This window comes from Legionella dresdenensis, assembly GCF_042649825.1.
Lineage (GTDB): Bacteria > Pseudomonadota > Gammaproteobacteria > Legionellales > Legionellaceae > Legionella_C > Legionella_C dresdenensis.
The window spans coordinates 28,145-50,382 of the sequence record NZ_JBHSAB010000001.1; the positions used below are offsets into that span (position 1 = coordinate 28,145).

Below are 22,238 nucleotides of genomic sequence, written 5' to 3' on the forward strand. Positions count from 1 at the left end.
GAAGCCCAACACACCTTTTGGCTCTTATTTGTTCTCCGTGCCTCGGCCATAGGCGATTAAGAAACAGGCTAATGCACATAAAAAATAAAACCAGGGTAAATATAAAGGCGAATAAGCGATTGTAATACCGCTTATTGCACTGATAATGGAAGCGAAAACCATTCTGGACATATTTAGTATTGCGGTGGCTGTTCCGGCATTGTCTGTGTATTCGGATAATGCGAGCGATAAACTGGGAGCGTTGGTAAAACAAATGCCTAAATTAATGATTAACACAGGCGCCAATGTAAGCAATGTCAGGCCGTAGAAATAAAATAACGCCAACATCAGAGTTGCACTGAATAGAAGGGTTGCCGAACCAAAATGAATATTCCAGATCATAGGGCGTTTTGTTCTTAAATAGATGCCCAGGTAATTTCCCAGCACCATCGTGACGCCATTACTGGCAAAGATAACCGCATACGTTAATGGATCCCGGTGTAAATTATCTATAATTATAAACGATGCGTTTGTAACAGTTATCATAATGCAGGAATATGAAAAGCTGATGATGGCAATATAACGCCATAATTTTTTATGGCTCAAAATGACGCGATAATCCATCAATGATTGAATAATGGAGACATGATGCTCCTTTTTTTTCCAGAAAGGGGATTCTTCAAGGTTTATAGAAGACAACCAGAATAAAACAAAACCAATCAGTATCATAAATATAAATGTTGCCCGCCAGCCGAAATTAATAAAAATGATTGAACCGATTAAAGGAGATATGATAGGCGACACCGAAACAATCATTGAAATAAACGACAGCCTTTGCGCTCGTTCAACAGCATCGCTGATATCGCGCGAAGATGAAAAGGCAACGATATTGGCGCAACAGACTGTAAATCCTTGTAATGTCCTGGCTATAATTAATATCTCGATACTGGTTGCGAAAACACAGACGAGCGTTGCAAACGTAAAAAGATACAGACTGTAATTTAAAATTCTTACCCGGCCATAATGATCAATTAAAGGGCCCCAAATTAACTGAGAAATGCCAAACACGAAGAAAAACAGGTTTAAGGTTAATTGAGCGGCTGCATGAGTAGTATGAAAATAATTTGTGATTGCTGGCAGTGCCGGTTGATAAAGATCAAAAACAATCAGCGAGAATGCTGATAAAAAACCAATATAAAAAACCTGTATTTTGTTATTAACCATGTTTATGATCTCAATATCGAACGGCTTAAGTATCGCATATAAATTAGGAAATATAACTATGAGTTTATATATAGGATTAATGTCAGGAACCAGTATGGATGGTATTGATGCGGCATTGATTAATACAGATAATCATCAATTTATCCATGGCATAACACGTCCATATAGTGAACATGCCCAGCATTTTCTTGATCAGGCATTAGTTCAGACTAAACAGGAAATTGGTTATTTTAACCAGCTGAACACTATTCTGGGTTGTGAGTTCGCACTGGCGGCTATGCAGGTTTTGGCAGAAAGCAATTATCAGGCGAGTGATATTACCGCCATTGGCAGCCATGGCCAGACGATAGCTCACGATGCCATGGCTAAAATTCCCTATACTGTACAATTAGGTTGTGCCCATACTATTGCTGAAATGACTGGAATTACCGTGGTTGCCGATTTCAGAACCCGCGATCTGGCTACAGGCGGGCAGGGGGCCCCTTTTGCGCCAGTGTACCATCAGGCCCTGTTTAAGAAAAATTACTATCCGCTTGCAGTCGTTAATGTGGGCGGTATTGCCAATATTACCTGGCTTGGCGATTCAGGTTCGGTTAAAGGTTACGATACCGGCCCTGGCAATTGCCTGATGGATGCCTGGACAGACATGCACTTGCAAATGCCTTATGATGACAATGGCAATTGGGCTGCAACGGGTAAAATAATTAATTCCTTGCTGGATAAGATGCTGGCAGACAGCTATTTTTCCCGATCAGCGCCCAAAAGCATAGGAAAAGAATATTTTTCGCTGGAATGGCTTAATCAGCGCCTTAATTATTTAAAAAAATATAATCCTGAAGATATCCAGGCAACGTTGTTACGGTTGACTGCGCACACTATCGCCAATGCCGTTCGAGCTGAGGCTGCCATGCCCGGCCAATTGATTATCTGTGGCGGGGGGGCACATAATCGGGCATTATTAGCCGCGCTTTCTGAATTATTATCTGGCGTTGAGGTGATTTCATCGCAGGCTCTGGGTATCAGTCCCGATTATATTGAGGCAATGATGTTTGCCTGGCTTGCTGAGAAGACTATAACGCGAACACCCGTTAATCTGTCAACGATTACAGGGGCCAGGCACGCGGCTATTTTAGGGGCGATTTATCCGGCTGGAATTTTGCCATGATAACGAATTGTCGGGTCAAAGCAACCCAACCTATAAAGATTTAAACATAAAAGCAGGTTGTGGCGTTTTGCCCCGACATTCACTTGACTATACAGCCTGCTTGCGTTGTAATGTGTGATTTTCAATAATCAAGTTAAGCCATTGAACACAAAGTTATCCAATTCACCTGCTCCAGGCAGGTTTAATGCTTATATTATTTTTTTGCTATCGGCATCATTTTATTTGTACGAGTTCGTCCTTCAAGTAGCTCCGAGCGTCATGGCCGACTCGATGATGCGCACTTTTCAGGTTAACGCTGCCGGGTTTGGCATCATATCGGCTTTTTATTTTTATGCCTATGCGCCAATGCAATTACCCGCCGGGTTAATGTTTGATCGTTACGGGCCGCGTAAACTCATGACTTACGCCCTGATTTTATGCGCAGCAGGCTCTTTCTTTTTTGCGTCAACCTCAGGCCTGTTTACTGCGGGTCTTGGCCGTTTTCTGATCGGCGTTGGTTCAGCATTTTCATTTATTGGCGTTTTGGTTTTGATTTCACGCTGGTTCCCGCCCCGGCAATTTGCTTTCCTTGCCGGTATTGCGCAGTTAATGAGTTCAGTAGGCGCCATGTTTGGCGAAGTGCCTCTGGCGGCACTGATTGAGCATGTTGGCTGGCGTTCGGCCAGCTTCATTCTGGCATTTGTTGGCCTGGCGCTGGCTTTGTTAATTTGGCTTGTTATCAGGGATTATCCGCATCAGCCTACCCAGACCGCGCCGAAACGGCAATTTATTGATGAATGGAAACGGTTACATGCAGTATGCAGCCGATCCTATACCTGGCATATAGGTCTTTATGCCTGCGCAATATGGACTCCTATCGCTGTTTTTGCCGCACTATGGGGTGTTCCCTATCTGCAGCAGAAATTTGACATCAGTGTCATTACTGCATCCAGTTTATGTAGCATGATCTGGCTGGGTATTGGAATTGGCAGCCCGCTTCTGGGCTGGGTTAGCGACCGTATCGAAAGCAGACGTATAGCCTTGGCCATCAGTTCCGTATTTGGCTTGATTGCCACTATTCTGGTTTTATATGTGCCTAATGTTTCGTTGAGTCAAATGTACTGGGTTTTACTCATGTTTGGCATAGGCGCAGGCGGACAGACTGTCAGTTTCGCTGTAGTCAAGGATAATAATCCCGCTGAGCTTGTAGGTACAGCCTCCGGTTTTAACAATTTATCGGTATTGATTGGCGGGGCAGTATTTCAACCTTTGGTTGGTATATTTCTCCATCACTTCAGCAATGACTGGTATCAAACCGGCGGTGTTCATGTCTATTCAACAGCCAATTACAATAAAGCACTGCTTGTGATGCCCATATGCTATTTGTTGAGCTTCATTATTGTAGCTTTCTTTTTAAAAGAATCTCATCCTGGAAGGGTGAAAGAGTGATTGCACGTGTAGGTTGGGTCGTTTGACCCAACAAGCATTTCTCAAATACACCAAACCCAAGGGCTGATTGGAGATTGGTAATGTTGGGTCAAAATGGCCTAACCTACAAAAATTGTCTTGTGCAAAGGTGGGTTAGTGAGCTATTTATTATTTTAATATTATTATCATCAGGTAAATGATATCATTAAGCGTTTTTGTCTGGACTACAAAATTAAAATATGGACGTTATTTCTTCCAAAGCAGATTTTCTCTATACAAACGTGCGCAGTTTAAGCTTACTTGGCTTATTGATGCTTAGCCCGATAAGTGCATATGCTATTGAAGTCAGTGAAGAATACCTGAAAGCGCTTATTGAAGAGACAAAAGCCCTGCATAAAGAAGCTCGAGAACTGAGAGTCGAAGTAACCCAATTGAAAAAACAGCTTGTGGCTAATAAAGCGGCTACTCCAGCGAAATCCGCTAAACAGACCAGGCCTGCTGCCTCAGTACCAGTTAAACCTCTAGCTGCAACGCCTGCCAAATCAACGCCCCCTCCAGTTACTTCCGTTCCGCCTGTTAACAGTGATGATATTTACCGTGATGCCAGTGTTTTGAAACCAAAGCCAACGCCCGCTTTACCTTTTATAAACGCGCCAATTTACCTTGCGCCGTCACTGGGCTTACCGCCGCCATACAACGGTTCACAGTTATTAACAAATATATCGCAAACCAACAGTGATCTTATGGCGCTGCAGTTCAGACAGTCAATGGTTGGGAATAATCAGCCCGGCGATTATTATCTGGTCTTGAGCGGTTCATTAAATGCTCAGGTAAGCACCATGCAACCTTATATTGATGACAGTCAGAGCGATATTGATCTGACTGGAGCAAATATCACTGCACTTGCTGGAATTGGTAAATGGGTCACAGGGTTTCTAAGCCTGGACTTTGATAACCTGCCGCCTGACGGCCTTAATCCACCACAAATTGGCCCGCGCTATCTCAACTCGCGTATTTACCTTGATCAGGGTTTTATTACTATTGGTAATCTTGACGCAGGTGATGCTTATGCATCCATTGGGCAAATGTACTTGCCTTTCGGACAATATGACGGGTTTGCAATTAACAGTCCATTAACGTCATCCTTATTCACTACTATTGAACGGCCAATATTACTGGGATACAGCCAAAGCAATGATACAACCGAATTTGATCTGGAGTTTTACGGATATCAGGGCGAGACGACAGTAACAAGCGCAACAGCCATCAATGAGTGGGGCGCTAGCGCGGATTACTATCTTAACAAGAATAACTGGAATGCGAATGTAGGATTTGGTTATATTTCCAATATAGCTGATTCAGAAGGAATGCAAATTAATGGGCAGTATGCGATTCAGTGCGATGTTTTTGGTGGTTTTGCATATCCCTGCAACAATGGTGAAAGCCTGGTGCACAAAGTACCTGGTTTTGATACCCATGGCAGCTTTACTTATGGCCCATTCAGCGTAATTTCAGAATATATCACTGCTACCCGTCATTTTGATCGGGGCGACCTTGGCTTTAACCGCCATGGCGCAAGACCGGCAGCATTTGATGTTGAAGCAGGCCTGCAATTTAAATTCCTTAAAAAACCCAGTATCGTTTCCGTTGGTTATGGCTATACTAAAGAAGCGCTTGCTTTATTATTACCGGCCAAACAGTATGTTGCCACCGTAAGTACTTCATTGTGGCGCAACACTACGCAAAGCCTGAGCTTTGAACATGATGTCAATTACGGCCGTACCAGTGAAGCGGGCGGGCAGGGATTGCCGGTTTACTTTAAGATTGACAGGATCAATCTTGGTAAGAGCAGCAATACGGTATTATTTGCAATTAACGCCAGTTTTTAACAGGGAATTAATTATGACAAAAATGATGAGATTAATACTGATTCTGGCACCTATCTCAGGACTAACTGGTTGTATTATCGAGCCGGCTGACTCCTTTGATACATTAGGCTCAACATCCAGTGCCTTATCAGCTAATGTCAATAAAGTACCGTCCCAATTAAACAATTCGACAACCTTTGTAAAACACCGGCTTCCACAGCGTATACACAATCGTCGCCATCATTCATTACATTCGTCTTCAGATTAACACCGCTATTTTCCCTCTCCCTAACCCTCTCCCGATACGGGAGAGGGGACTTATTCATGAATGCTCTCTCCTGGATTTATTCATGGATACTCCTCTCCCGTATCGGGAGAGTGTTTAGGGAGAGGAGACTTATTCATGGATACCCCTTCTCCCGTATCGGGAGAGTATTTAGGGAGAGGAGACTTATTCATGGATACTCCCTCTCCCGTATCGGGAGAGGGCTGGGGAGAGGGAAAAAATACATTTAATTTCATATTATTTTTGTGATAATCTCAATTAAATAAATACTGGAGATTGGTCATGAAAATCAATGCAAAATCTCATTCAAAATCCCCCTTGTTTCTTCTCTTTTTTTGTCATTTAAACGTTGCTTTTTCAGTAGTTTACCCAACAGATATTGTAGCAAGGGATCTCAATGCGCCAGGTATGGGATGGATAGGGCATATCGGTATGGCTATTGCAGATAATATGGATATGGAAGCGGATAATGTTATCGAAGTTTTATATGAACCTGTCGCCATACAAATCAATTCACTCGCTGATTTTAAAAGTAAAACCCTCTATTGGGGCGCGAAATATGGTATTAACCGGAATGCAGCGACAGGGATGAAAATGATGGATGAAGCGGCATTTCAAATGAGTTTCAATTGCGCGGAATATACCTATACTAATCATTATAATCCAGGTATGGGCGAGTGGGGTATGCCGTTAATCTGTCCATTGTTTCGATGTGATACTTTCATTAATTACATTTACTGGTGGGGCGGATATATTTTACCAACGTTCAAGCCGCCTGGAGTACCTTCTGATACAATGCCAAGGGCAGTATATAATGCATTTCCAGATCAGCGTGATGATGAGTTTACTGGTTATAATTCAGAACTGGTACAACAAAACATCGCCATGTATCAAGGCACTATTAATACTTTATCGCTAAAGCAATTAAATCAACTTGATTTTAACCAGTTTCGCCAGATAATTGATAAACCCGCACTTACTACAGCAGAAATTAATACACTAATAACATTCGTTGAAAACCCGAACTTCGATATGCAAAAAAAGATTTTTATCCTTGATGAGCTGGGTTTTACGGCTAGCCCGGATGTATTACCAAAACTGATTAGACTATATGCCATAAACCAGCAAAATGATGAGTTCCGGCATATGATAATCCGGGATACTCAAGCTATTTATCAACGAAATTCGATAGACAATTATCCTGCTGAAAAGCAGTTTTTACTGGACTTCTATAATGAACTGCTCGATACAGCTCTGCCGCATGACGCTATGATTGCAATTCGCGGGATTATAGCTCTGTCGGCTGAACAGGCGCTTAATCAGAAAATAAGCAAAATAAACGCCATACTACAACGCAGTTCAGTGACCCCGGAAAACCGAATTTCCATAAAAATAATTCTGGCATTTAAATTAGCGTCGCGTGAATCGCTTTATATCACAGAAATTATTAATGAACTTGAGCAGCAAAATAAAATGGAACTTGATGTTATGTTTGCCGGAGCTATTGCAGCAAGGCTGACAAACCATGGCCGGCAATCTCTCAATATTGATTCAAAAGCAAAAATTGCTGAATATCTCGATATAATGAACAATAAATTTGATGGTCATATTAAGCCCGTTTGGCCGCAGAGCTATAGAATATGGCATGAATGTATGACTTTAATCCACTAACGCAGGTTGGGCTGTGCTGTATTTAGTATGCTAATTACGTATCTTCCTTATCGACCCAACATCGCTTGATTTTGAGGTGCTTGAGGAAGATTTTCCAGGATTGCTTTTGGATAATTAGCCAAAATAGTTTTTAATTTTTGATTGTTATAAATGGCATCCCAATCCTCCGATGTCATAATCAATGGCTGCCCGTTACTTAACTCTTGATCGCCTCGCAGTAAACGAACCAATTTTTTAATAGGCGAATTGGCGACGTCCGTTTTATCATCAGCGGTTAATTGCGCTAAATTTGACATAAGTTTTATAGTTAAAAATTGAGTTGGTAAAATTGAGGGGGGATATTTTTCCAGTACATCCTTTAACGGTTGGGTTGAAAAAGCAATGATATCACTTTCAGTAAATTTCATTTTTTCATATTGCCACGTTACCGAGCCATTCAAAGCATGCCACATTCTTAAAGCAGGAGGTAAATATGTCTCAACTTTAGGTTGCGTATCAGGGATAAAAGATTTCAATTCATTCATTAAGTTCTTTTGAAATATCTTTAAAAGCTCAGCAGGTATGAATTCATGGTACTTTATTAATAATGGCCTAAGCCTGGAGTCTTGACTTAAACTATTGAGCTGACTGTCAGTAAAATCAAGAGGTTGTTCCATAAAAATCCGATCGCCACGTATTTTTCGAAACAATACGGCCATAGCTGATAGGTTCTTAACAGAAGCAGGTTCGATAAATGTTTCAGGAATCATAGGTGCTAGTTTTTTTAGTAAATTATCTTTATTGACAGGCTCATCATGATTGTCTGTTTCTGGTTTAACAGGCGTTTGATTTGCTGTATCGGCTAATTCATTACAGTAATTGAAAGCGAGTTTCGGAATTAAATTAACAAATTCCTGCTCAAATATTTGTTGATTAGAATCTAATGAACCGTGGTTTTCGGCTATAAGATAATTTTCAATAAGTGCCTTAAATTCTTCTTTCGTTGATTGATCGGCCGCTTCATAAACATTGATAATATCGACTAATATAAAGGGGCTGTTATGAACACTAAAAAAAGTATTTCGTAAGAATGCATAAATAGAACTATTGTTGGGTTTTCCCAGCCCCATCTTTTCTAAAAGCGGTCCGTAAATTGTTAATGGATTTGTATATTGGTTTTTCCAATTAATAACAAGTTCACACTGTTCTTGATAAAGAGCATAACTTTCCTGTTCATTCTTTACAATAAACTTCTCCATTTCACGCCTATCTAGAAGCGCTTCATGAATACTTTTCTGACTAGTACCTAAATAAGCTAACATTTTTGCTGAGATGCGACCGCAATTATATACATCAGTCTGATATCTGACATGATGTGATTGCACATTTACATCTGGAAATGCCTCTCTAATGAGTTTTTCATAATCTTTTAATGACGCTTCATAACCAATACTTCCATAAGGCTCTCCAATAACTGCTTGTTTATTTTTAAGATCAATTACAGCATAGCCAAAATGACCGCCTAAGTTTAAAGGCAGTAAAACTCTTGAAAAAAAATTGCCGTCACTATCATAGTCGGATATTGTTTTTTTTATATGGTCTAAATATTCAGCAAATTCCGGTAAGGATTCTTTGACACTTCTCTGAGCTTGGATAAGCCCCAAAAGGAGCCTGGGAGCAACCTTTGGGTGGGGTATTAGATAGCTTGATATGATGGGTTGTAAATCAATACTATAATCAATCCACTCTTTAAATTTAGGTTGATTAGGATAGTTTCGCATATACTAACCTTAAATATTTAGTTATTAATGATATATTATATGCCAATATTTAATCATAGTGCCAAATTAACTGACTTTATAGTTGCCGGCCTACCATTATTCCTAAACCTGTTAATGTAAGACATAGAACAACGCTCAGTAATATATTCAAAAAACCGCCAAGCCAGGCGCCATTCTCAAAAAGGGCCATAGTTTCCAGTGAAAAAGAGGAAAAAGTCGTATAGCCTCCCAGAAAACCGATTAGCAAAAGAGAGCGTAACTGAGGCCCAATACCATCAAAGCGCTCTATAATCAAAACAAACAACAAACCCATCAAAAATGAGCCAGTCGCGTTAACAAATAAAGTGCCATAGGGAAAATGGCGTCCGACAAAATAATGAATTCCGGTAGAAACCCAATATCGAGACAATCCGCCAAATCCGGCGCCGAGGAAAATAAGTAAAGTATTAAGCACGCCATCTCCCTGCGAATTGTTGAGAAGACGCCATAGGAGTTCAGGATGACGTCTTTGCTTGAGTTTTTTTAATGATGAGATTTTTGCAATAATACTGATTTTCTAATGCTGGAATTACCAACAGCAATAAAATTATTCATATCTGTTATTGTCATTTCTCCAGCCCATTGCAACCGTAGCGGGGAGGTCATAATCGCTTGTCCGTTCGTGCCATATTTTACGACAGCAAGCAACATTATGCTTGGCTGCATAAAAAATCCTAATTGTTGCATGCAAAGTGCTTGAGTCGTATGTTGGACATCTCTATTGGCATCCCATTTAAAAAATGTTCTTTCAGGGTGTTCTTTCGCTAAAAGCTCAAATTTATCCATAAATGCTTCTGATTCACTTTCATTGCCGATTTCGCTTGTGTATGCAGCAATAACAGGGAGATCATCAGAACTTTGGAGAATCTGTTGTCGGCAGTGATCCGGATCAAATGCATCCAATTCAATAATACCAGCATTAGAATAGCCGGATATTGCTGTAGCCAATAGACCTAACGCGAGCTTTTTAAACATTGTCATAATTCCTGTAATTGATGAAAGCTTAAGAATTAAATCATATAAATTGTGTTTATTCCATCTTATCTGCTCCGCTCGCGAAGTCAGGCATCTATTCATTCATTCGGCATTGTGCTTAAATTATGAGAAGATGTGCGAGAGGTGATAGCGTGACAACAGATACCAATAAAAAACGTTGTAGTTGGGTGCCGGATGATAAACCGGACTATATCCATTATCATGATAACGAATGGGGCGTACCCGTTCATGATGATCGATTGCTTTTTGAAATGCTGATACTTGAAGGGGCGCAAGCTGGACTAAGCTGGTATACGATCCTTAAACGTCGTGATAGCTACCGTAAAGCGTTTAATAATTTTGATCCGGAACAATGTGCAAAAATGACAGATGCAGACCTGGAAAAGCTGCTTACCGATAGCAATATTATCCGAAATAAGCTCAAAGTATATTCCGTACGGAAAAATGCATGGATTTTTTTGGAAATTCAGAAAAAATTCGGTTCGTTTGATGAATACCTTTGGCGTTATGTGGACGGCAAACCAAAAATTAACCGCCCCGAAAAAATACTCGCAACCTCTCCAGAGTCTGATGCAATTTCCAAAGATCTCAAAAAATATGGAATGAGCTTTGTTGGCTCAACCATCATCTATGCCTATATGCAAGCGATCGGCATGGTAAACGATCACATGCCCGGATGCTGGAAATTCAGTATTGATTCGTAAGTTGATCCAGCACCGCCAATCATCTTTCTACCTGTTTAGAAAATTAACTACAGGGAAGGGATAAGCTACTAACCATACTGGGAACAGGTGGCAGGAATAGCTCATTAATATGATTTGCGAATGCTATTACAGGCCAAAAAATTGCCGAATAGGGCGAAGTACGCAATGTATGTTCCCATTTCGTAATTAATGATGTCAGCAGGTTTGGTTTGCTCAATGCCTCTGTCAGTTGAACCGTAATTTGTGCCGTAGTGTGTATTTCCTTGGAAAAACGACGAAAAAAGCAACAAGGAATATCTTTATAGTCATGCTTAACTGGAACTTGAGGCAGTTGATCGTCCAGGTTTCGCAGTTTTTGAATAGCTATATTGTAATCAGCTAACAGAGTGTCAATCCTGTTTTTTAACTGGGTTATTAACTGATTATGTTCTCGTGTATTGTAAGAGGCTAAATTTCTTCCCTCGCTGGTTGCGAGTATGGTGGAGAGCAAGCTGATTAACAAGCTATAACAATCCCTGTTTCGTTCTTTTAAATAACCGCGCAATAATAATAAGCAAGCTTTTTTGGGTCCTTCAAACGGCTGTTGATTCAAATTTGTTGGCTCAAAGTCAAATAATTGCATATTTGCCATACGAAATAATTCGCTTGCTTCAGCATAATTATCAGTCAGCAAGTATTTTTCATAGTAGGTAAATGCTTCTTTATCTTTATGCTTATTAAGCAGATGTCTAAACTGTAAATAATTAATTAAATGATAATCAGGCACAGGCTGTTGTTGTAAAAACGCTAATAATGGCTTTAGAAACGGTTCGTCAAGTGGATAATAAAGTTTTTTCAGGATATCAGGATAACTGCTATAAATCTCTTTCGCTTTAGCAAGATTATTACTGCTTATCGCTATCAAAAGCCATGCTTGTAAAGCAGGTGGCCATTTATATTCTTTCCAGAGATATTGCAATCTGAATAGGGCGCTATTATTTTGCTGAATACAATAGGATTGATAGTACAATTGACAAACCCGATCAAGATCATAACGCTCAATTACGCCCTCTAAAATCAATTCTGCCTGCCTGCAATAGGCTTTATAGTTGTTGAGTTCCATAGCGCGAGCGAGGTAGTTAATCACTTGAGAAATATTTCTCCGTACTAACCTTCCGCTAAGATATTGATTTGCTATCGCAATCATTGCATCGCTATCGCCTAATTCACAGGCTCTATTAAGACACTGCATGGCTCGCTGCTGATGATCAGAATAACGGCGGCGATACCAGCTCCCATGCTCATAACAAACAGCTAACCCTATTAATGCTTTAGTATGGCCTAAATCCGCTGCCGCATTTCTATTTTTTATTTCTGCTTCAAAATTTTGCTCTGTGCTCCATTCTGCCCGAGAAATTGCCCCAAACCGATGCAGAGCCTCAGGATTGTTCAATTGGCATGCACGCATGAAATAATTAACTTCCAAGCTATCATATTCCAGAGACCAGGTTACGTGCTGCTCCCGACGTGTTCTTATTCTATTAAGCTGTATTAAATAGACCATGGCGTTGCTATTGTCTAATTGACAGGCTCGCGTCAGCAAGGTCATTGCGTTAGCTAGTTCTTCTTCATTTTCTTTATTATTTTTTTTATCATTTAAATAGGAAATATAATGCATAAAACCTTTTAAAGTTAATGCATTTGAATCCTCAGGATTCTGTGCTAAAGCTTTTTCAATTTCTTTGCATGCTCTTTCCTTTTCATGCTCTAAAAAACCCATTTCCACGCCATAATTTTCTTTTCCATATTCTTCGAGGCGAGAAAGTGCAGAATAATTACCCCTAAGCGCAGAGAAAATTAACTCATTAAAAATAGATTTTTTCATGATAAACTTCTTTTAAAGCGAGGTGATTTTACCGTAACAATAATTTCAATTATTGGCAATAATTTCTTTCATAAAACACACTATTTATTATAAAAAAAGCGTAGGTTGGGCTATAAAGCCCATGGCCGTCAAGCTAAGGAATTAAATTTCTATATTTCACAATATCGTTCGGGCTGAGGAAGCGCTTTAGCGCTGTCTCGAAGCCTGTGGTACAGTGCCACGCCTTCGAGACAAATGCTCCGCATTTTCCTCAGGCCGAACGAATATGGACTGTAAAACACATAGCAGTCAGTTAAGGAATTTTGTACATTTACTATTCTAATTTCCTATGTACCTGGCTTAGCTTGACATCTATGGGCTATAAAGCCCAACACTCATATTATTAAACTAAATTACGGAGTAAGATGTTATCAGCGCTCTTGATCTGAATTAGTTGTTTACCAAGCGACTATCTCCTTGTAATATAATAATTTATTTACAGAAATCAGGTGTAGTTTTGAGCTGGTGCCGCAAAAAACTGTTAGTTAGACTGTTTGTTTCTATTTTGTATATTTACAGCTCAGGGAGCTGGTGTACTACGCAACGCGATTTCCAGTCCTGGCTGAATTTAACAATCAGTGGCCCTGTTAATAAGGAAAGTAGATCGTTTCAGCGCTTTAAATATTGGTTAGAAGGTCAAGAGCGCATTGGCGATGATTCCAGCCGCTCTTCACAAACGATGTTTCGCACAGGAATAGGCTATATGCTGACTGAAAAAGCCAGTTTGTGGGTTGGTTATGCCTGGATTAAAACTGGTATACCTTTCACAATGCATCCGTTTACTGAAGATCGGATATGGGAACAGCTTTTGTGGAATAAAAAAACGCCTGATTGGAACTTTTCTAGCCGGACACGTATGGAACAACGTTTTACAACGAATAACCATAAGGTAGCTTATCGTGTAAGACAGCTGCTTAAAATTGCAATACCCATTAAAAACCATCCTGATTTCAGGCTAGTCGGTTCTGACGAAATATTTTGGCATACAAATAACTTCATTGGACGAAATGGCAAAGGTTTTGATCAGAATCGGTTATTTGCCGGTATAGGATATCAATTTAATCCGACAATAAGTACGGAGATAGGCTATATGAATCAATATATACGCCGCCTTGGTATACCAAATTTTTTAAATAATATTCTCTCGATAAATTTCTTTATAAATTTTTAGGTCCTGCGAACAGACGATGGCAAAACTCTCTTGATTGCATGCGAATTTTGCTAGCCATCTATCAATTAGGGAGTAAAAACCCGGACACAACGTACATAAGTAGTAATATTCTTACTAAATCCGCCAAACGCAAGAGCTGGAAAGCGCACACCCCAGTAATTGAAACTGGATGGCGGCGTCTGCTGCGAAGAACTCAAATAGTAGGTGGGCAAAAATACGCCAAAATTACAGGGGGAGACTGCATTAGAGCACAGTGCGGTATTGATTGCAGATAGCTCATTTGCTGCAGGAAGATACCAGTCTGCACTAATATCGCGGCAACGCTGAGCTGCGCAATTGGCAGTGTCATTCGAGCAGGACGCATCAGCAATAATAGCATCAGTATTGCTTGCGCCATCATCCATACTTGTTGCGCCGACTATATCATTGTCGGTATTCGTCCATTCACTGAAAAACTGCTGCAGTCTATCAATGACAATTTTGCCGCTGCCGCCGCTTTCTTCAAATACAAGACCGCCAAGATGATAAAAAGCAATCAACGTTTGCGGGTTATCGATGGTATTACTGCCGCCAAGGGTAATCAGGCAGGGGGCGTAGGGGGCGTTCGAACTTAACTCCAGAGTACAACTGGTTCCAGGCGCAACACTGGTGCAATCGCTGTCGTTCACCGACAGATTAGGACAGGCTGCCTGATTGCTGACTGTTACTGCATAAGCATTATCCATACTATCTGCATTATTTGTGATTTCCAATGATAATGGTGTCATGCCCGATACCGTGACTATTCGGCTTTGCTGCACAGGGCTAGTGATGGTTATGGTAGCTGGAGCAGTGCTGCGCGTAATGTGCAGGTTGTTAGTACGGTCTGGTTGATAACACTGATTGAGATTGTCTTGCTGGCAAACCATAGGGCCCGTTGTAATCGGACTATTTAACTGGCTACCGCTTATCTCTAAAGTCAAAATGCAAGCACTTTTACCACTGAGCACAAACGGATTTCTGCAAACGTTGGGTCCTGAGGTGATTTGCGTAATGCCCTGCATAGGCTGCATAGTTAAGGTATGGGACCTGGCAGATTGATTGGTCACCCGGTATTGCACGATAACTGTACCATATTCCGACACTGTAATTGTGGTGGCTGTCAATGGCTCGAAAGTCCATAATGGGGAACCTGCAAAAGCGGTTGTTGACATCAATCCAGATAACAGAAACGCCCCCAAAAGCCTATTATATTGTTGCATGATTTAGTCCTTAAACCACGTTGATTATGCTTTCCTTGGCTCGCAAAGACGCAATTTTATTATTATAAACAACCAATATATACCAAAACAGATATTGGATACAATGATAGGCCAAGCAAAGGCTCAGGCTTAACTGGAATGTATAAGTTGCCTCTCACGCCACTAAATTACCTTTCAAAGGGAGTAGGGATAGTGTTAATCAGTTTTAATTTGAATAAGAGAATCTATTGATTATAATACGAGGATCTTGAATTTGGTTGAGCAATAAATGCCGATACAGCTACTGGAAAAATGGATAAAGGAAGAAAAAGATATTGGTGCTCCTAATCCGCAACAAGCAATATTATCTACGGCGACAAAAGAAGGAATACCTCATTCTCGAGTGGTCGCTATTAGAGAAATTACTCCTCAAGGTATCTTATTTTTTACACAAAAAGGAACGAGAAAAGTAACTGAAATAGCAGACAATCCTCGTGTCAGCCTTGCATTCTGGTTTGAATTAATACAAAGAAGCGTTATATTAGAAGCTTTTATTGAAGCTCTTAGCGAGGGAGAAAATAAGGCATATTGGTCGGCTTATCCCAGAATCGCTCAACTTAGATTTCTTGCCTATGCACCTACCTCAAGCCAGCCAATCGACTCAAAACAGATCCTGGAAGACAAAAAATCTGCAATTGAACAGGAATATAGAGATAAAGAATTACCTTATACCCCATTGTATTGCGGTTATCGCATCATCCCCCAAAAATTTACTTTTTACCAATATCGCACCGATGAGCTTTCTGATGTTTCTCAATACGTTTTACAAGATGGCAAGTGGCAAAAGCAAATCATCTCACCTTAAAACCATGGATAAGAGATAAAATTGGTCTGGTTAAGTGCATGAGTGAGCATGCGTGGAGGGCATAATCCAGCGAGCGTTTACAAAAGAGGGGAATATTAGATGGGCTGTATGAATATTAAACCGATTCTTCCTAATCCGTCAAATTTTGCTCGCCACATTATAAAATGTGGCTGCACTTATGACATGTTCGCGGCAAAGCTCTGAAACAGGAGTTCCGCCTTCCGCCGATTTAAAATCGATAGAATTCATAAATAAATTAGAAAGGAAAGGGAGGAAGCTGACTCTTATCTCTAAGCCAGAATGGATGATGCCATTCTTCATAGATGGAAACGGGCATATTGCTTTGCTTAAATTCATCAAAAGATAAGCCGCAAAGAAACCATTTAAGGAATTTCCCGCAAGTTTCTGGACTTATTAATTGACCAGACTGATAAGCCTCATCAAACATTTGATGTAAATGAAATGAAGTTGTTTCTCTTAAAATTTTTTGAATTTTTGTATCCACTTCCCCTGGAATAACACAGGATACACCGATATTTTTTTCGGCTAACTCTTTTCTCACAATAGCCGTTACTTCATCCAAACCTGCTTTACTTGCACAGTATGTTGAACTTTCTTTAAGTTTCAAAGTGGCTGCCCTTGATGTAACAAATAAAATCCGAGACTTCTCAGGCATCCGTACCGCAAGAAGTGCCGTTAGTTTCATTGGAGCTAATAAATTAACCTGGAAAACTGCGTCAATACTGTCACAATCATATTCAGTTAACGGACGTGGGGGGCTTTTCATTCCTGCATTATGAACTAAAAGATGAAGGGGTATTCCAGATTCATTAATAATTTTTGCAACCTGTTCAATATCACTATTTCGGGTAAAATCCGATTGAATGGGAACAAAACGAGGAAATAGGGCTTTAGTATCTTCTAAACTGCTCACATCCCGCCCTGTTCCATAGACAACCCAACCGTCACCTAAAAGAATTTTAGCGAGTTCAAGACCAATTCCATGGCTGGCTCCGGTCACTAACGCAGCTTTATTATTGTTGATGTTCATCATGAGGCATTCCTTGAAACTTAAGTTAATTTCGTGCGATATGGTAATCAAAGTTGAATAAAGTTAAAAGTTTATTCCTAATTCACGTGCTACTAATTGAGTATTTTTCAAAAAACCAACGTGTGCTTCAAGCCAGGGCGAGATGAGAGAGACTCTAAGATTTGCATATAGCCCCTCCTGGATTAACAGAAATCGTTTAGTTAAAGCTCATTGACTTTTTGATTGCATATTAAGTATAGTGATGATTTATTGTCCTGGGCAATTATTTTGAAAAAAAGCATCCGAAATAAATTTCTGACAATTAGTGATTCTTCTTATTCTAAGCGTGATTCACTCTACTCTTTACAAGATGATGATGGCAAAGTAAATTTTGGGCTATTGAAGGAAAAAGTAAACACTTGGTGTGAAGATGGAGTAGATTTAAACCATATACTTAAACAGTTAACCATTGAACAAGCCAAAGAGCTTTTGCCTTCAATATTCATTACAAAAGTTCTAGGAGACGAGGGCGGATGTTACTGGGCTTTTCGGGGTCTTTCTGTCGAAATGGCGGCTGTTCTGGCGGAGTTTCTTGCAAAAAATGTCAGAATATTGCCAAGGCAATTAGGGGAAATGCTAAAAGAGCAACCGACTGAGATTGCAAAAGTTATCCTTGAAAATTTCAAAACAGAGTTACCTCTCATAATTAAATCTGTAAACGATATTAGTATAGTAGCTTCCTATATTGGAGAATGTACGACTTTTTACGAAGAAGTGCTTCCGGTTTTGGATTTGAGTACCATTCTTACCTCTTATCAACATATTAGAACGCTGCCAAGCGGAAAAATATATAAAGAGACGATTGCAATACAAATAGCAAAACAGGCGAATACTATCTTCCAAAAAAACCATTTCTCTATGCATGATTTTATGAACATTATTGTTTTTGTTCCCTCAGAAAATACCGAATATTACAATTTAATGTACCTGGCCATGCTTCAGGCCTTACCTAAAGTATTAAATTATGCAACAAATAAACAAAATAATGCTGATCCAGTTACTGATGAAATCTTTTATTTTTTAAAATATCTAAAAAATTCCAGTCAAGAAGTGCAAAATAAAGTTTGGTCTGCACTGAAAGAACATCTACCCAGGATTATCACTCAATCAAAAGAGAAAATGGCCTTACTAAGAGATTATGAGAAATATCCTGAACAGTATTGGCAGTTTCTTTCAATTTTCCCTGACTCATATAAAAGGGATGATTTAGTGCATTTTTCGCCAGAACGTACTCCCTTGGCTGCTCTAATAATAGAGTTATCGGCTTATAAAAAAGAGCGAAACAAAAACCCTAATAATTACTACTATTTTGGTATTTTTAAATGTTTCGGGGCTTACAGTAAAGCGGAAAAATTTGATGCTGTTGATAATTTAATTAAAGCAGTATTCACTCCAGAAAATGCGGAATTAGATTCAAAGCATATTGCAGTGCTTTCTCAGGGCAACGTCTCTCGGCTACTTAAACGCTGGGCCAGGGACTATGGTTTGGATTGTGAAAAATTTCTTAATGGTTTTCAGAAAAATGATATTTTAATGCAATGTAAATAATGTATTAAAGCCAAAAAACAAATCGGATTGCAGTAGCAGTGGTGCTTTTTGCAAAATGGCAATAGCAGAATTTATCATAATAAGTCTGATTATTTTGATAATCAGACTTATTGCTAGACGGGAGGGGGCAGTCCGCCAATATAGGATTAAATTAATTACCTTGCTCTCATACAGGATAATGAAAGGTAAGACTAATTATCATTATCTTTATTATCTTCAATATACTCATCTACCCATTAGTAATTAATTTTAATATTGAGTTTTATTTCCAGTTGTAGATTTTAGTAGAAATATAATAAACAATGTAGACAAGTAACTACTTTTGTTCTATATTGTAGATATGTAACTACAGATAATGGATTGGCAATGGCAATTTCAACTTTTTCTAGTCGTGAATTTAATCAAGACGTCAGTAAAATAAAGAAGGCTTCTGCGCATGGGCCTGTTTTTATTACTGATAGAGGTCATCCGGCTCATGTACTTTTAACAATTGAAGACTATTTAAAATTAACTAAAACTAAAGAAACAATAGTAGATTTGTTAGCTATGCCTGATACAACAGATATAGCCTTTGAGGCACCAAAGCTAAAAGGAAATATTTATCGTACAGAGGAGTTTGATTAATGTATTTAATAGATACAAATGTTGTATCAGAAATAAGAAAAGGCGCCAAAGCTAATATTAATGTAATATCGTGGGCTAAAGCCGAGTCTACGGCATCTTTATTTTTATCAGTAATTAGCATACTTGAGCTAGAAATGGAGGTTTTACAGAAGGAACGTGTAGACCCCTCTCAGGGAGCGATTTTGCGCACGTGGCTTAATACCCATGTGCTACCTGCCTTTTCAGAACGAATTTTAAACATAGATGTTGCAGTAGCACAACGTTGTGCTAAGCTCCATATACCTGATCGTCGGTCAGAAAGAGATGCATTAATTGCTGCTACAGCTTTAGTTCATGGATTTGTGGTTGTAACAAGAAATATAAAAGATTTTGAAGATTCAGGTGTAGAGTTACTAAACCCTTGGGAATCTCGGTAAGGGAACAAAATAATGACACGCTCTTATATTAGATACTCCAACTAGATCGCTAACTTCACTGGCGGCTGCTCATTCCGAATAGCCTCTACCACTTCTAGAAAATCACTGTTTATGAATTTAGTTTGGAGGGTCTGATAATCATTTAACATTGTATTTAAAGCTAAATCAGAAAATTCTTTCATACAAAGTGCTGCCTTTTCATAACTAGCAGTTAGTATTTCTTTCTTGAGCAAAAGATTAGAATTAAATTGTGAGTTCTCGTGAATTCTTTGATGAATTAGACATAGAAAAAAAGTGATGTTAAAAGCAAATTTTGCTGAGATAGATGGACAAAAATTATCTTTTTGTGCGTCAAGGTCTATGTTTAATAATGCTTTGGTTTCATGTGATTGCCATTTATCTACCAAAATTGGGGCGTGGCGAGTTTTTGTGTATTTGCAAAACTCATAAAAACTAAAAGCAGGATTCTCAAAAACAGAAAAATCATGACGGCCTAAACCACGATCTGCCTCAACTACTATATGAGAATTAGGCCCTGTTTTGACAAAACCCGTTACTGCGATATGCGAGCTGCCAAAACCATCGTAAATATATATTGGAAGAATAACAGGTTTGCCTTGATTGTATTCTTCATAAAGAGATTCAGGATTATAATCACCATTTTCGCTATATAAAGAAGTAAGACGCGTATTTAATTGATTTACCATCGAAGAAGGTAAGTCAATCTTAAGTGCATTAGCTATATTGCGTTTGAAATACAAATCCAAGAGAAAATTCCAATAGGCCTGAGGATCCTGCATATCGGCATGTTTACATACCGTACCATTGGAAAAGCTGATTCCTGGAATTTCCAAAAATAATGCGATGAATTTTTGTAATCTTATCGCCTTAAATGCTTCATGATGATTTACTCTCAAATTGAGAAAAGGTAAATAACCAAGAAGAGTCATATCAGTCCTCTTTTGTGGCGCATCTCTTAGACTAAGACTAAGATCCCCTCCATTTTCCATATAAACATCAAGTCTACGTTGCTTTTTAGACGTAAGAGTATAACGAGATCCGATGCTTTGCTCCAACAAGCTAACGCCGTCTCTGTTTGTTATATTAGTATTAGCCCCAAACTTAATAAGTAACTTGGTAATCTTAGGTTTATGATAAAACCGGAAAAGTAACTTGGCAGCAAATTCTTTTCTAGTAGTTAGAAAAGCTGGATTATCTTTGAATAGGCGCCCTGCAATATCAAGTTTTTTACGGGATAAAGCATTCTCTACAATTTGCTCTAATTGACTATAAAATTCTTCAGTTTTTTCTTTTTTATTAAAATATATAAAAAAATTGTTATACAGAGATTCATTATTAATTTGTTTCTCTATTAAACGCATCAAAGTGCCTTTTAGATCCAGCTCCCCATGAGGAAAAATAGCCATTAGAAGGTTAAGTAATTGCTCGTCAGTCCGACACCTTACTGCACGATTTACCATTTGGAGATTTTCAACTAACCACCCTTTTCTCTCCTCAAGAAATTGCAGAATCGCACTGCCATTTGCATTATTCTGTTCAAAAAATTCAAAAAGATTTGTGAGTACCTGCTCAGGGTAGAGTAAAAACAGAGTATCGATATGATGAAAAGCTTTATAGATACATAGATGACTTAGGATATAACCAAGATCTTGTTTACTGGGTTTTGGATATTTACTAAGGAATCGTTTTAGAAGCAACATAAATAAACTTAAATTTTGATTTTGCCTGAATATAGTGCAAATAGAGACGCAATCAACTTTAAAGTTTTTTTCATAAAGATGATTGATCAGCGCATTGTTTCCAATCTGATGAGCATTTATAAGCATAGTTAATTTTTGTTTTTCATTAAGATGAACCTGTTTTTTTTCCAGTTCAAGAAAGTCTGAACTGTTTTCTGCTTCTATAGCACGCTTAATTAATTCGTTGAGGCGCCTATTATCATATTTTTTTTTCAACAATAATGTTGTAATTGTTGCTGCAAGCGGCACAGGACCAAAGAAAAAATAAATAGCCCCAGCGGCTACTCCTGCAAAGACGAGTTTTTGTTCAAAGTCTGATACAGGAAGTAAGTTAGGCATAAAAGATCACTTTGATTCTTTAAATGAAATACTTTAATACATAGTGATCTATTATTCAACTTAACAAGGCTTTACATTTATTAATAAAAAATTTAAGTGGTAAGTATTTACCATAGCTTAAGTGCGTTGCAATAATTTTTTGTAATAGCATTTGAGAAATGGATTCCCGCCTTCGCGGGAATGACAGTATCTTAACTGATAAA

The 22,238-nt window shown here is 38.9% G+C and carries 20 protein-coding genes and 1 pseudogene; 12 read left to right on the top strand and 9 right to left on the bottom strand.

Features of this window, described 5'->3' with window-relative positions; all coding sequences use genetic code 11:
• Positions 1 to 24 precede the first annotated feature (24 nt).
• Positions 25 to 1,203, bottom strand: a complete 1,179-nt coding sequence (locus ACFORL_RS00140; protein ID WP_382339888.1) for a multidrug effflux MFS transporter — start codon at positions 1,201 to 1,203, stop codon at positions 25 to 27.
• Positions 1,204 to 1,261: 58 nt separating this feature from the next.
• Here ACFORL_RS00140 and ACFORL_RS00145 point away from each other — a divergent pair, with 58 nt between their 5' ends.
• The 6 genes from ACFORL_RS00145 to ACFORL_RS00170 all read left to right on the top strand — a co-directional run bounded on the left by ACFORL_RS00145 (position 1,262) and on the right by ACFORL_RS00170 (position 7,600).
• The gene (locus ACFORL_RS00145) at positions 1,262 to 2,368 is read left to right on the top strand and encodes an anhydro-N-acetylmuramic acid kinase (protein ID WP_382339890.1); all 1,107 of its coding nucleotides are present in this window, start codon (positions 1,262 to 1,264) and stop codon (positions 2,366 to 2,368) included.
• A gap of 141 nt (positions 2,369 to 2,509) precedes the next feature.
• Complete coding sequence (locus ACFORL_RS00150; RefSeq protein ID WP_382339892.1) at positions 2,510 to 3,796, top strand: MFS transporter; 1,287 nt, start codon at positions 2,510 to 2,512, stop codon at positions 3,794 to 3,796.
• A 290-nt stretch (positions 3,797 to 4,086) separates the two neighbouring features.
• On the top strand, positions 4,087 to 5,664 hold the full coding sequence (locus tag ACFORL_RS00155; RefSeq protein WP_382339894.1) for an LbtU family siderophore porin: 1,578 nt from the start codon (positions 4,087 to 4,089) through the stop codon (positions 5,662 to 5,664).
• A 13-nt stretch (positions 5,665 to 5,677) separates the two neighbouring features.
• Positions 5,678 to 5,911 carry a hypothetical protein gene (locus ACFORL_RS00160; protein WP_382339896.1) on the top strand — a complete coding sequence of 78 codons (234 nt, stop codon included), beginning with the start codon at positions 5,678 to 5,680 and terminating at the stop codon, positions 5,909 to 5,911.
• 56 nt (positions 5,912 to 5,967) lie between these two features.
• On the top strand, positions 5,968 to 6,159 hold the full coding sequence (locus ACFORL_RS00165) for a hypothetical protein (protein ID WP_382339898.1): 192 nt from the start codon (positions 5,968 to 5,970) through the stop codon (positions 6,157 to 6,159).
• Positions 6,160 to 6,211: 52 nt separating this feature from the next.
• On the top strand, positions 6,212 to 7,600 hold the full coding sequence (locus ACFORL_RS00170) for a hypothetical protein (protein WP_382339900.1): 1,389 nt from the start codon (positions 6,212 to 6,214) through the stop codon (positions 7,598 to 7,600).
• A 47-nt stretch (positions 7,601 to 7,647) separates the two neighbouring features.
• Here ACFORL_RS00170 and ACFORL_RS00175 read toward each other — a convergent pair whose 3' ends face one another.
• The 3 genes from ACFORL_RS00175 to ACFORL_RS00185 all read right to left on the bottom strand — a co-directional run bounded on the left by ACFORL_RS00175 (position 7,648) and on the right by ACFORL_RS00185 (position 10,374).
• Positions 7,648 to 9,360: a hypothetical protein gene (locus tag ACFORL_RS00175; protein WP_382339902.1), complete on the bottom strand. Its 1,713-nt coding sequence runs from the start codon at positions 9,358 to 9,360 to the stop codon at positions 7,648 to 7,650.
• A gap of 76 nt (positions 9,361 to 9,436) precedes the next feature.
• Positions 9,437 to 9,814 carry a fluoride efflux transporter CrcB gene (gene crcB / locus ACFORL_RS00180; RefSeq protein ID WP_382339904.1) on the bottom strand — a complete coding sequence of 126 codons (378 nt, stop codon included), beginning with the start codon at positions 9,812 to 9,814 and terminating at the stop codon, positions 9,437 to 9,439.
• A gap of 68 nt (positions 9,815 to 9,882) precedes the next feature.
• On the bottom strand, positions 9,883 to 10,374 hold the full coding sequence (locus ACFORL_RS00185; protein WP_382339906.1) for a hypothetical protein: 492 nt from the start codon (positions 10,372 to 10,374) through the stop codon (positions 9,883 to 9,885).
• A gap of 152 nt (positions 10,375 to 10,526) precedes the next feature.
• On the opposite strand from ACFORL_RS00185, the gene ACFORL_RS00190 reads away from it, so the two are divergent.
• Positions 10,527 to 11,099, top strand: coding sequence for a DNA-3-methyladenine glycosylase I (locus ACFORL_RS00190; RefSeq protein WP_382339908.1), 573 nt, complete (start codon positions 10,527 to 10,529; stop codon positions 11,097 to 11,099).
• A gap of 43 nt (positions 11,100 to 11,142) precedes the next feature.
• Here ACFORL_RS00190 and ACFORL_RS00195 read toward each other — a convergent pair whose 3' ends face one another.
• The gene (locus ACFORL_RS00195; RefSeq protein ID WP_382339910.1) at positions 11,143 to 12,963 is read right to left on the bottom strand and encodes a tetratricopeptide repeat protein; all 1,821 of its coding nucleotides are present in this window, start codon (positions 12,961 to 12,963) and stop codon (positions 11,143 to 11,145) included.
• Between the two features lie 496 nt (positions 12,964 to 13,459).
• Here ACFORL_RS00195 and ACFORL_RS00200 point away from each other — a divergent pair, with 496 nt between their 5' ends.
• Positions 13,460 to 14,173 (top strand): DUF2490 domain-containing protein, encoded by a 714-nt coding sequence (locus ACFORL_RS00200; protein ID WP_382339912.1) that lies wholly within the window; start codon positions 13,460 to 13,462, stop codon positions 14,171 to 14,173.
• 65 nt (positions 14,174 to 14,238) lie between these two features.
• On the opposite strand, the gene ACFORL_RS00205 is transcribed toward ACFORL_RS00200, so the two are convergent.
• Entirely contained in the window at positions 14,239 to 15,414 is a 1,176-nt protein-coding gene (locus tag ACFORL_RS00205) for a DUF1566 domain-containing protein (RefSeq protein ID WP_382339914.1), read from the bottom strand.
• Between the two features lie 268 nt (positions 15,415 to 15,682).
• Here ACFORL_RS00205 and ACFORL_RS00210 point away from each other — a divergent pair, with 268 nt between their 5' ends.
• On the top strand, positions 15,683 to 16,258 hold the full coding sequence (locus ACFORL_RS00210; RefSeq protein ID WP_382339916.1) for a pyridoxine/pyridoxamine 5'-phosphate oxidase: 576 nt from the start codon (positions 15,683 to 15,685) through the stop codon (positions 16,256 to 16,258).
• 131 nt (positions 16,259 to 16,389) lie between these two features.
• Here the strand turns inward: ACFORL_RS00210 and ACFORL_RS00215 are convergent.
• Both ACFORL_RS00215 and ACFORL_RS00220 read right to left on the bottom strand, forming a co-directional pair.
• A pseudogene (locus ACFORL_RS00215) lies at positions 16,390 to 16,507 on the bottom strand (transposase); the annotation flags it as partial.
• 7 nt (positions 16,508 to 16,514) lie between these two features.
• Entirely contained in the window at positions 16,515 to 17,312 is a 798-nt protein-coding gene (locus ACFORL_RS00220; protein WP_382339918.1) for an SDR family oxidoreductase, read from the bottom strand.
• A gap of 264 nt (positions 17,313 to 17,576) precedes the next feature.
• On the opposite strand from ACFORL_RS00220, the gene ACFORL_RS00225 reads away from it, so the two are divergent.
• From ACFORL_RS00225 to ACFORL_RS00235, 3 genes are all read left to right on the top strand, one after another.
• Positions 17,577 to 18,896, top strand: a complete 1,320-nt coding sequence (locus ACFORL_RS00225) for a hypothetical protein (protein WP_382339920.1) — start codon at positions 17,577 to 17,579, stop codon at positions 18,894 to 18,896.
• A gap of 366 nt (positions 18,897 to 19,262) precedes the next feature.
• Positions 19,263 to 19,520: a type II toxin-antitoxin system Phd/YefM family antitoxin gene (locus tag ACFORL_RS00230; protein ID WP_382339922.1), complete on the top strand. Its 258-nt coding sequence runs from the start codon at positions 19,263 to 19,265 to the stop codon at positions 19,518 to 19,520.
• The gene (locus ACFORL_RS00235) at positions 19,520 to 19,936 is read left to right on the top strand and encodes a type II toxin-antitoxin system VapC family toxin (protein WP_382339924.1); all 417 of its coding nucleotides are present in this window, start codon (positions 19,520 to 19,522) and stop codon (positions 19,934 to 19,936) included. Before ACFORL_RS00230 ends, ACFORL_RS00235 begins: the two co-directional genes overlap by 1 nt.
• 41 nt (positions 19,937 to 19,977) lie before the next feature.
• On the opposite strand, the gene ACFORL_RS00240 is transcribed toward ACFORL_RS00235, so the two are convergent.
• Complete coding sequence (locus ACFORL_RS00240; protein WP_382339926.1) at positions 19,978 to 22,035, bottom strand: hypothetical protein; 2,058 nt, start codon at positions 22,033 to 22,035, stop codon at positions 19,978 to 19,980.
• Positions 22,036 to 22,238 lie beyond the last annotated feature (203 nt).

Bases quoted from the DNA above. Each gene is read 5' to 3' on its own strand.
- ACFORL_RS00160 (WP_382339896.1), top strand. From the start codon at position 5,678: ATGACAAAAATGATGAGATTAATACTGATTCTGGCACCTATCTCAGGA.
- ACFORL_RS00240 (WP_382339926.1), bottom strand. From the start codon at position 22,035: ATGCCTAACTTACTTCCTGTATCAGACTTTGAACAAAAACTCGTCTTT.
- ACFORL_RS00170 (WP_382339900.1), top strand. From the start codon at position 6,212: ATGAAAATCAATGCAAAATCTCATTCAAAATCCCCCTTGTTTCTTCTC.
- ACFORL_RS00165 (WP_382339898.1), top strand. From the start codon at position 5,968: ATGAATGCTCTCTCCTGGATTTATTCATGGATACTCCTCTCCCGTATC.
- ACFORL_RS00145 (WP_382339890.1), top strand. From the start codon at position 1,262: ATGAGTTTATATATAGGATTAATGTCAGGAACCAGTATGGATGGTATT.
- ACFORL_RS00140 (WP_382339888.1), bottom strand. From the start codon at position 1,203: ATGGTTAATAACAAAATACAGGTTTTTTATATTGGTTTTTTATCAGCA.
- ACFORL_RS00195 (WP_382339910.1), bottom strand. From the start codon at position 12,963: ATGAAAAAATCTATTTTTAATGAGTTAATTTTCTCTGCGCTTAGGGGT.
- ACFORL_RS00155 (WP_382339894.1), top strand. From the start codon at position 4,087: ATGCTTAGCCCGATAAGTGCATATGCTATTGAAGTCAGTGAAGAATAC.
- ACFORL_RS00210 (WP_382339916.1), top strand. From the start codon at position 15,683: ATGCCGATACAGCTACTGGAAAAATGGATAAAGGAAGAAAAAGATATT.
- ACFORL_RS00220 (WP_382339918.1), bottom strand. From the start codon at position 17,312: ATGATGAACATCAACAATAATAAAGCTGCGTTAGTGACCGGAGCCAGC.
- ACFORL_RS00230 (WP_382339922.1), top strand. From the start codon at position 19,263: ATGGCAATTTCAACTTTTTCTAGTCGTGAATTTAATCAAGACGTCAGT.
- ACFORL_RS00235 (WP_382339924.1), top strand. From the start codon at position 19,520: ATGTATTTAATAGATACAAATGTTGTATCAGAAATAAGAAAAGGCGCC.
- ACFORL_RS00205 (WP_382339914.1), bottom strand. From the start codon at position 15,414: ATGCAACAATATAATAGGCTTTTGGGGGCGTTTCTGTTATCTGGATTG.
- ACFORL_RS00175 (WP_382339902.1), bottom strand. From the start codon at position 9,360: ATGCGAAACTATCCTAATCAACCTAAATTTAAAGAGTGGATTGATTAT.
- ACFORL_RS00185 (WP_382339906.1), bottom strand. From the start codon at position 10,374: ATGTTTAAAAAGCTCGCGTTAGGTCTATTGGCTACAGCAATATCCGGC.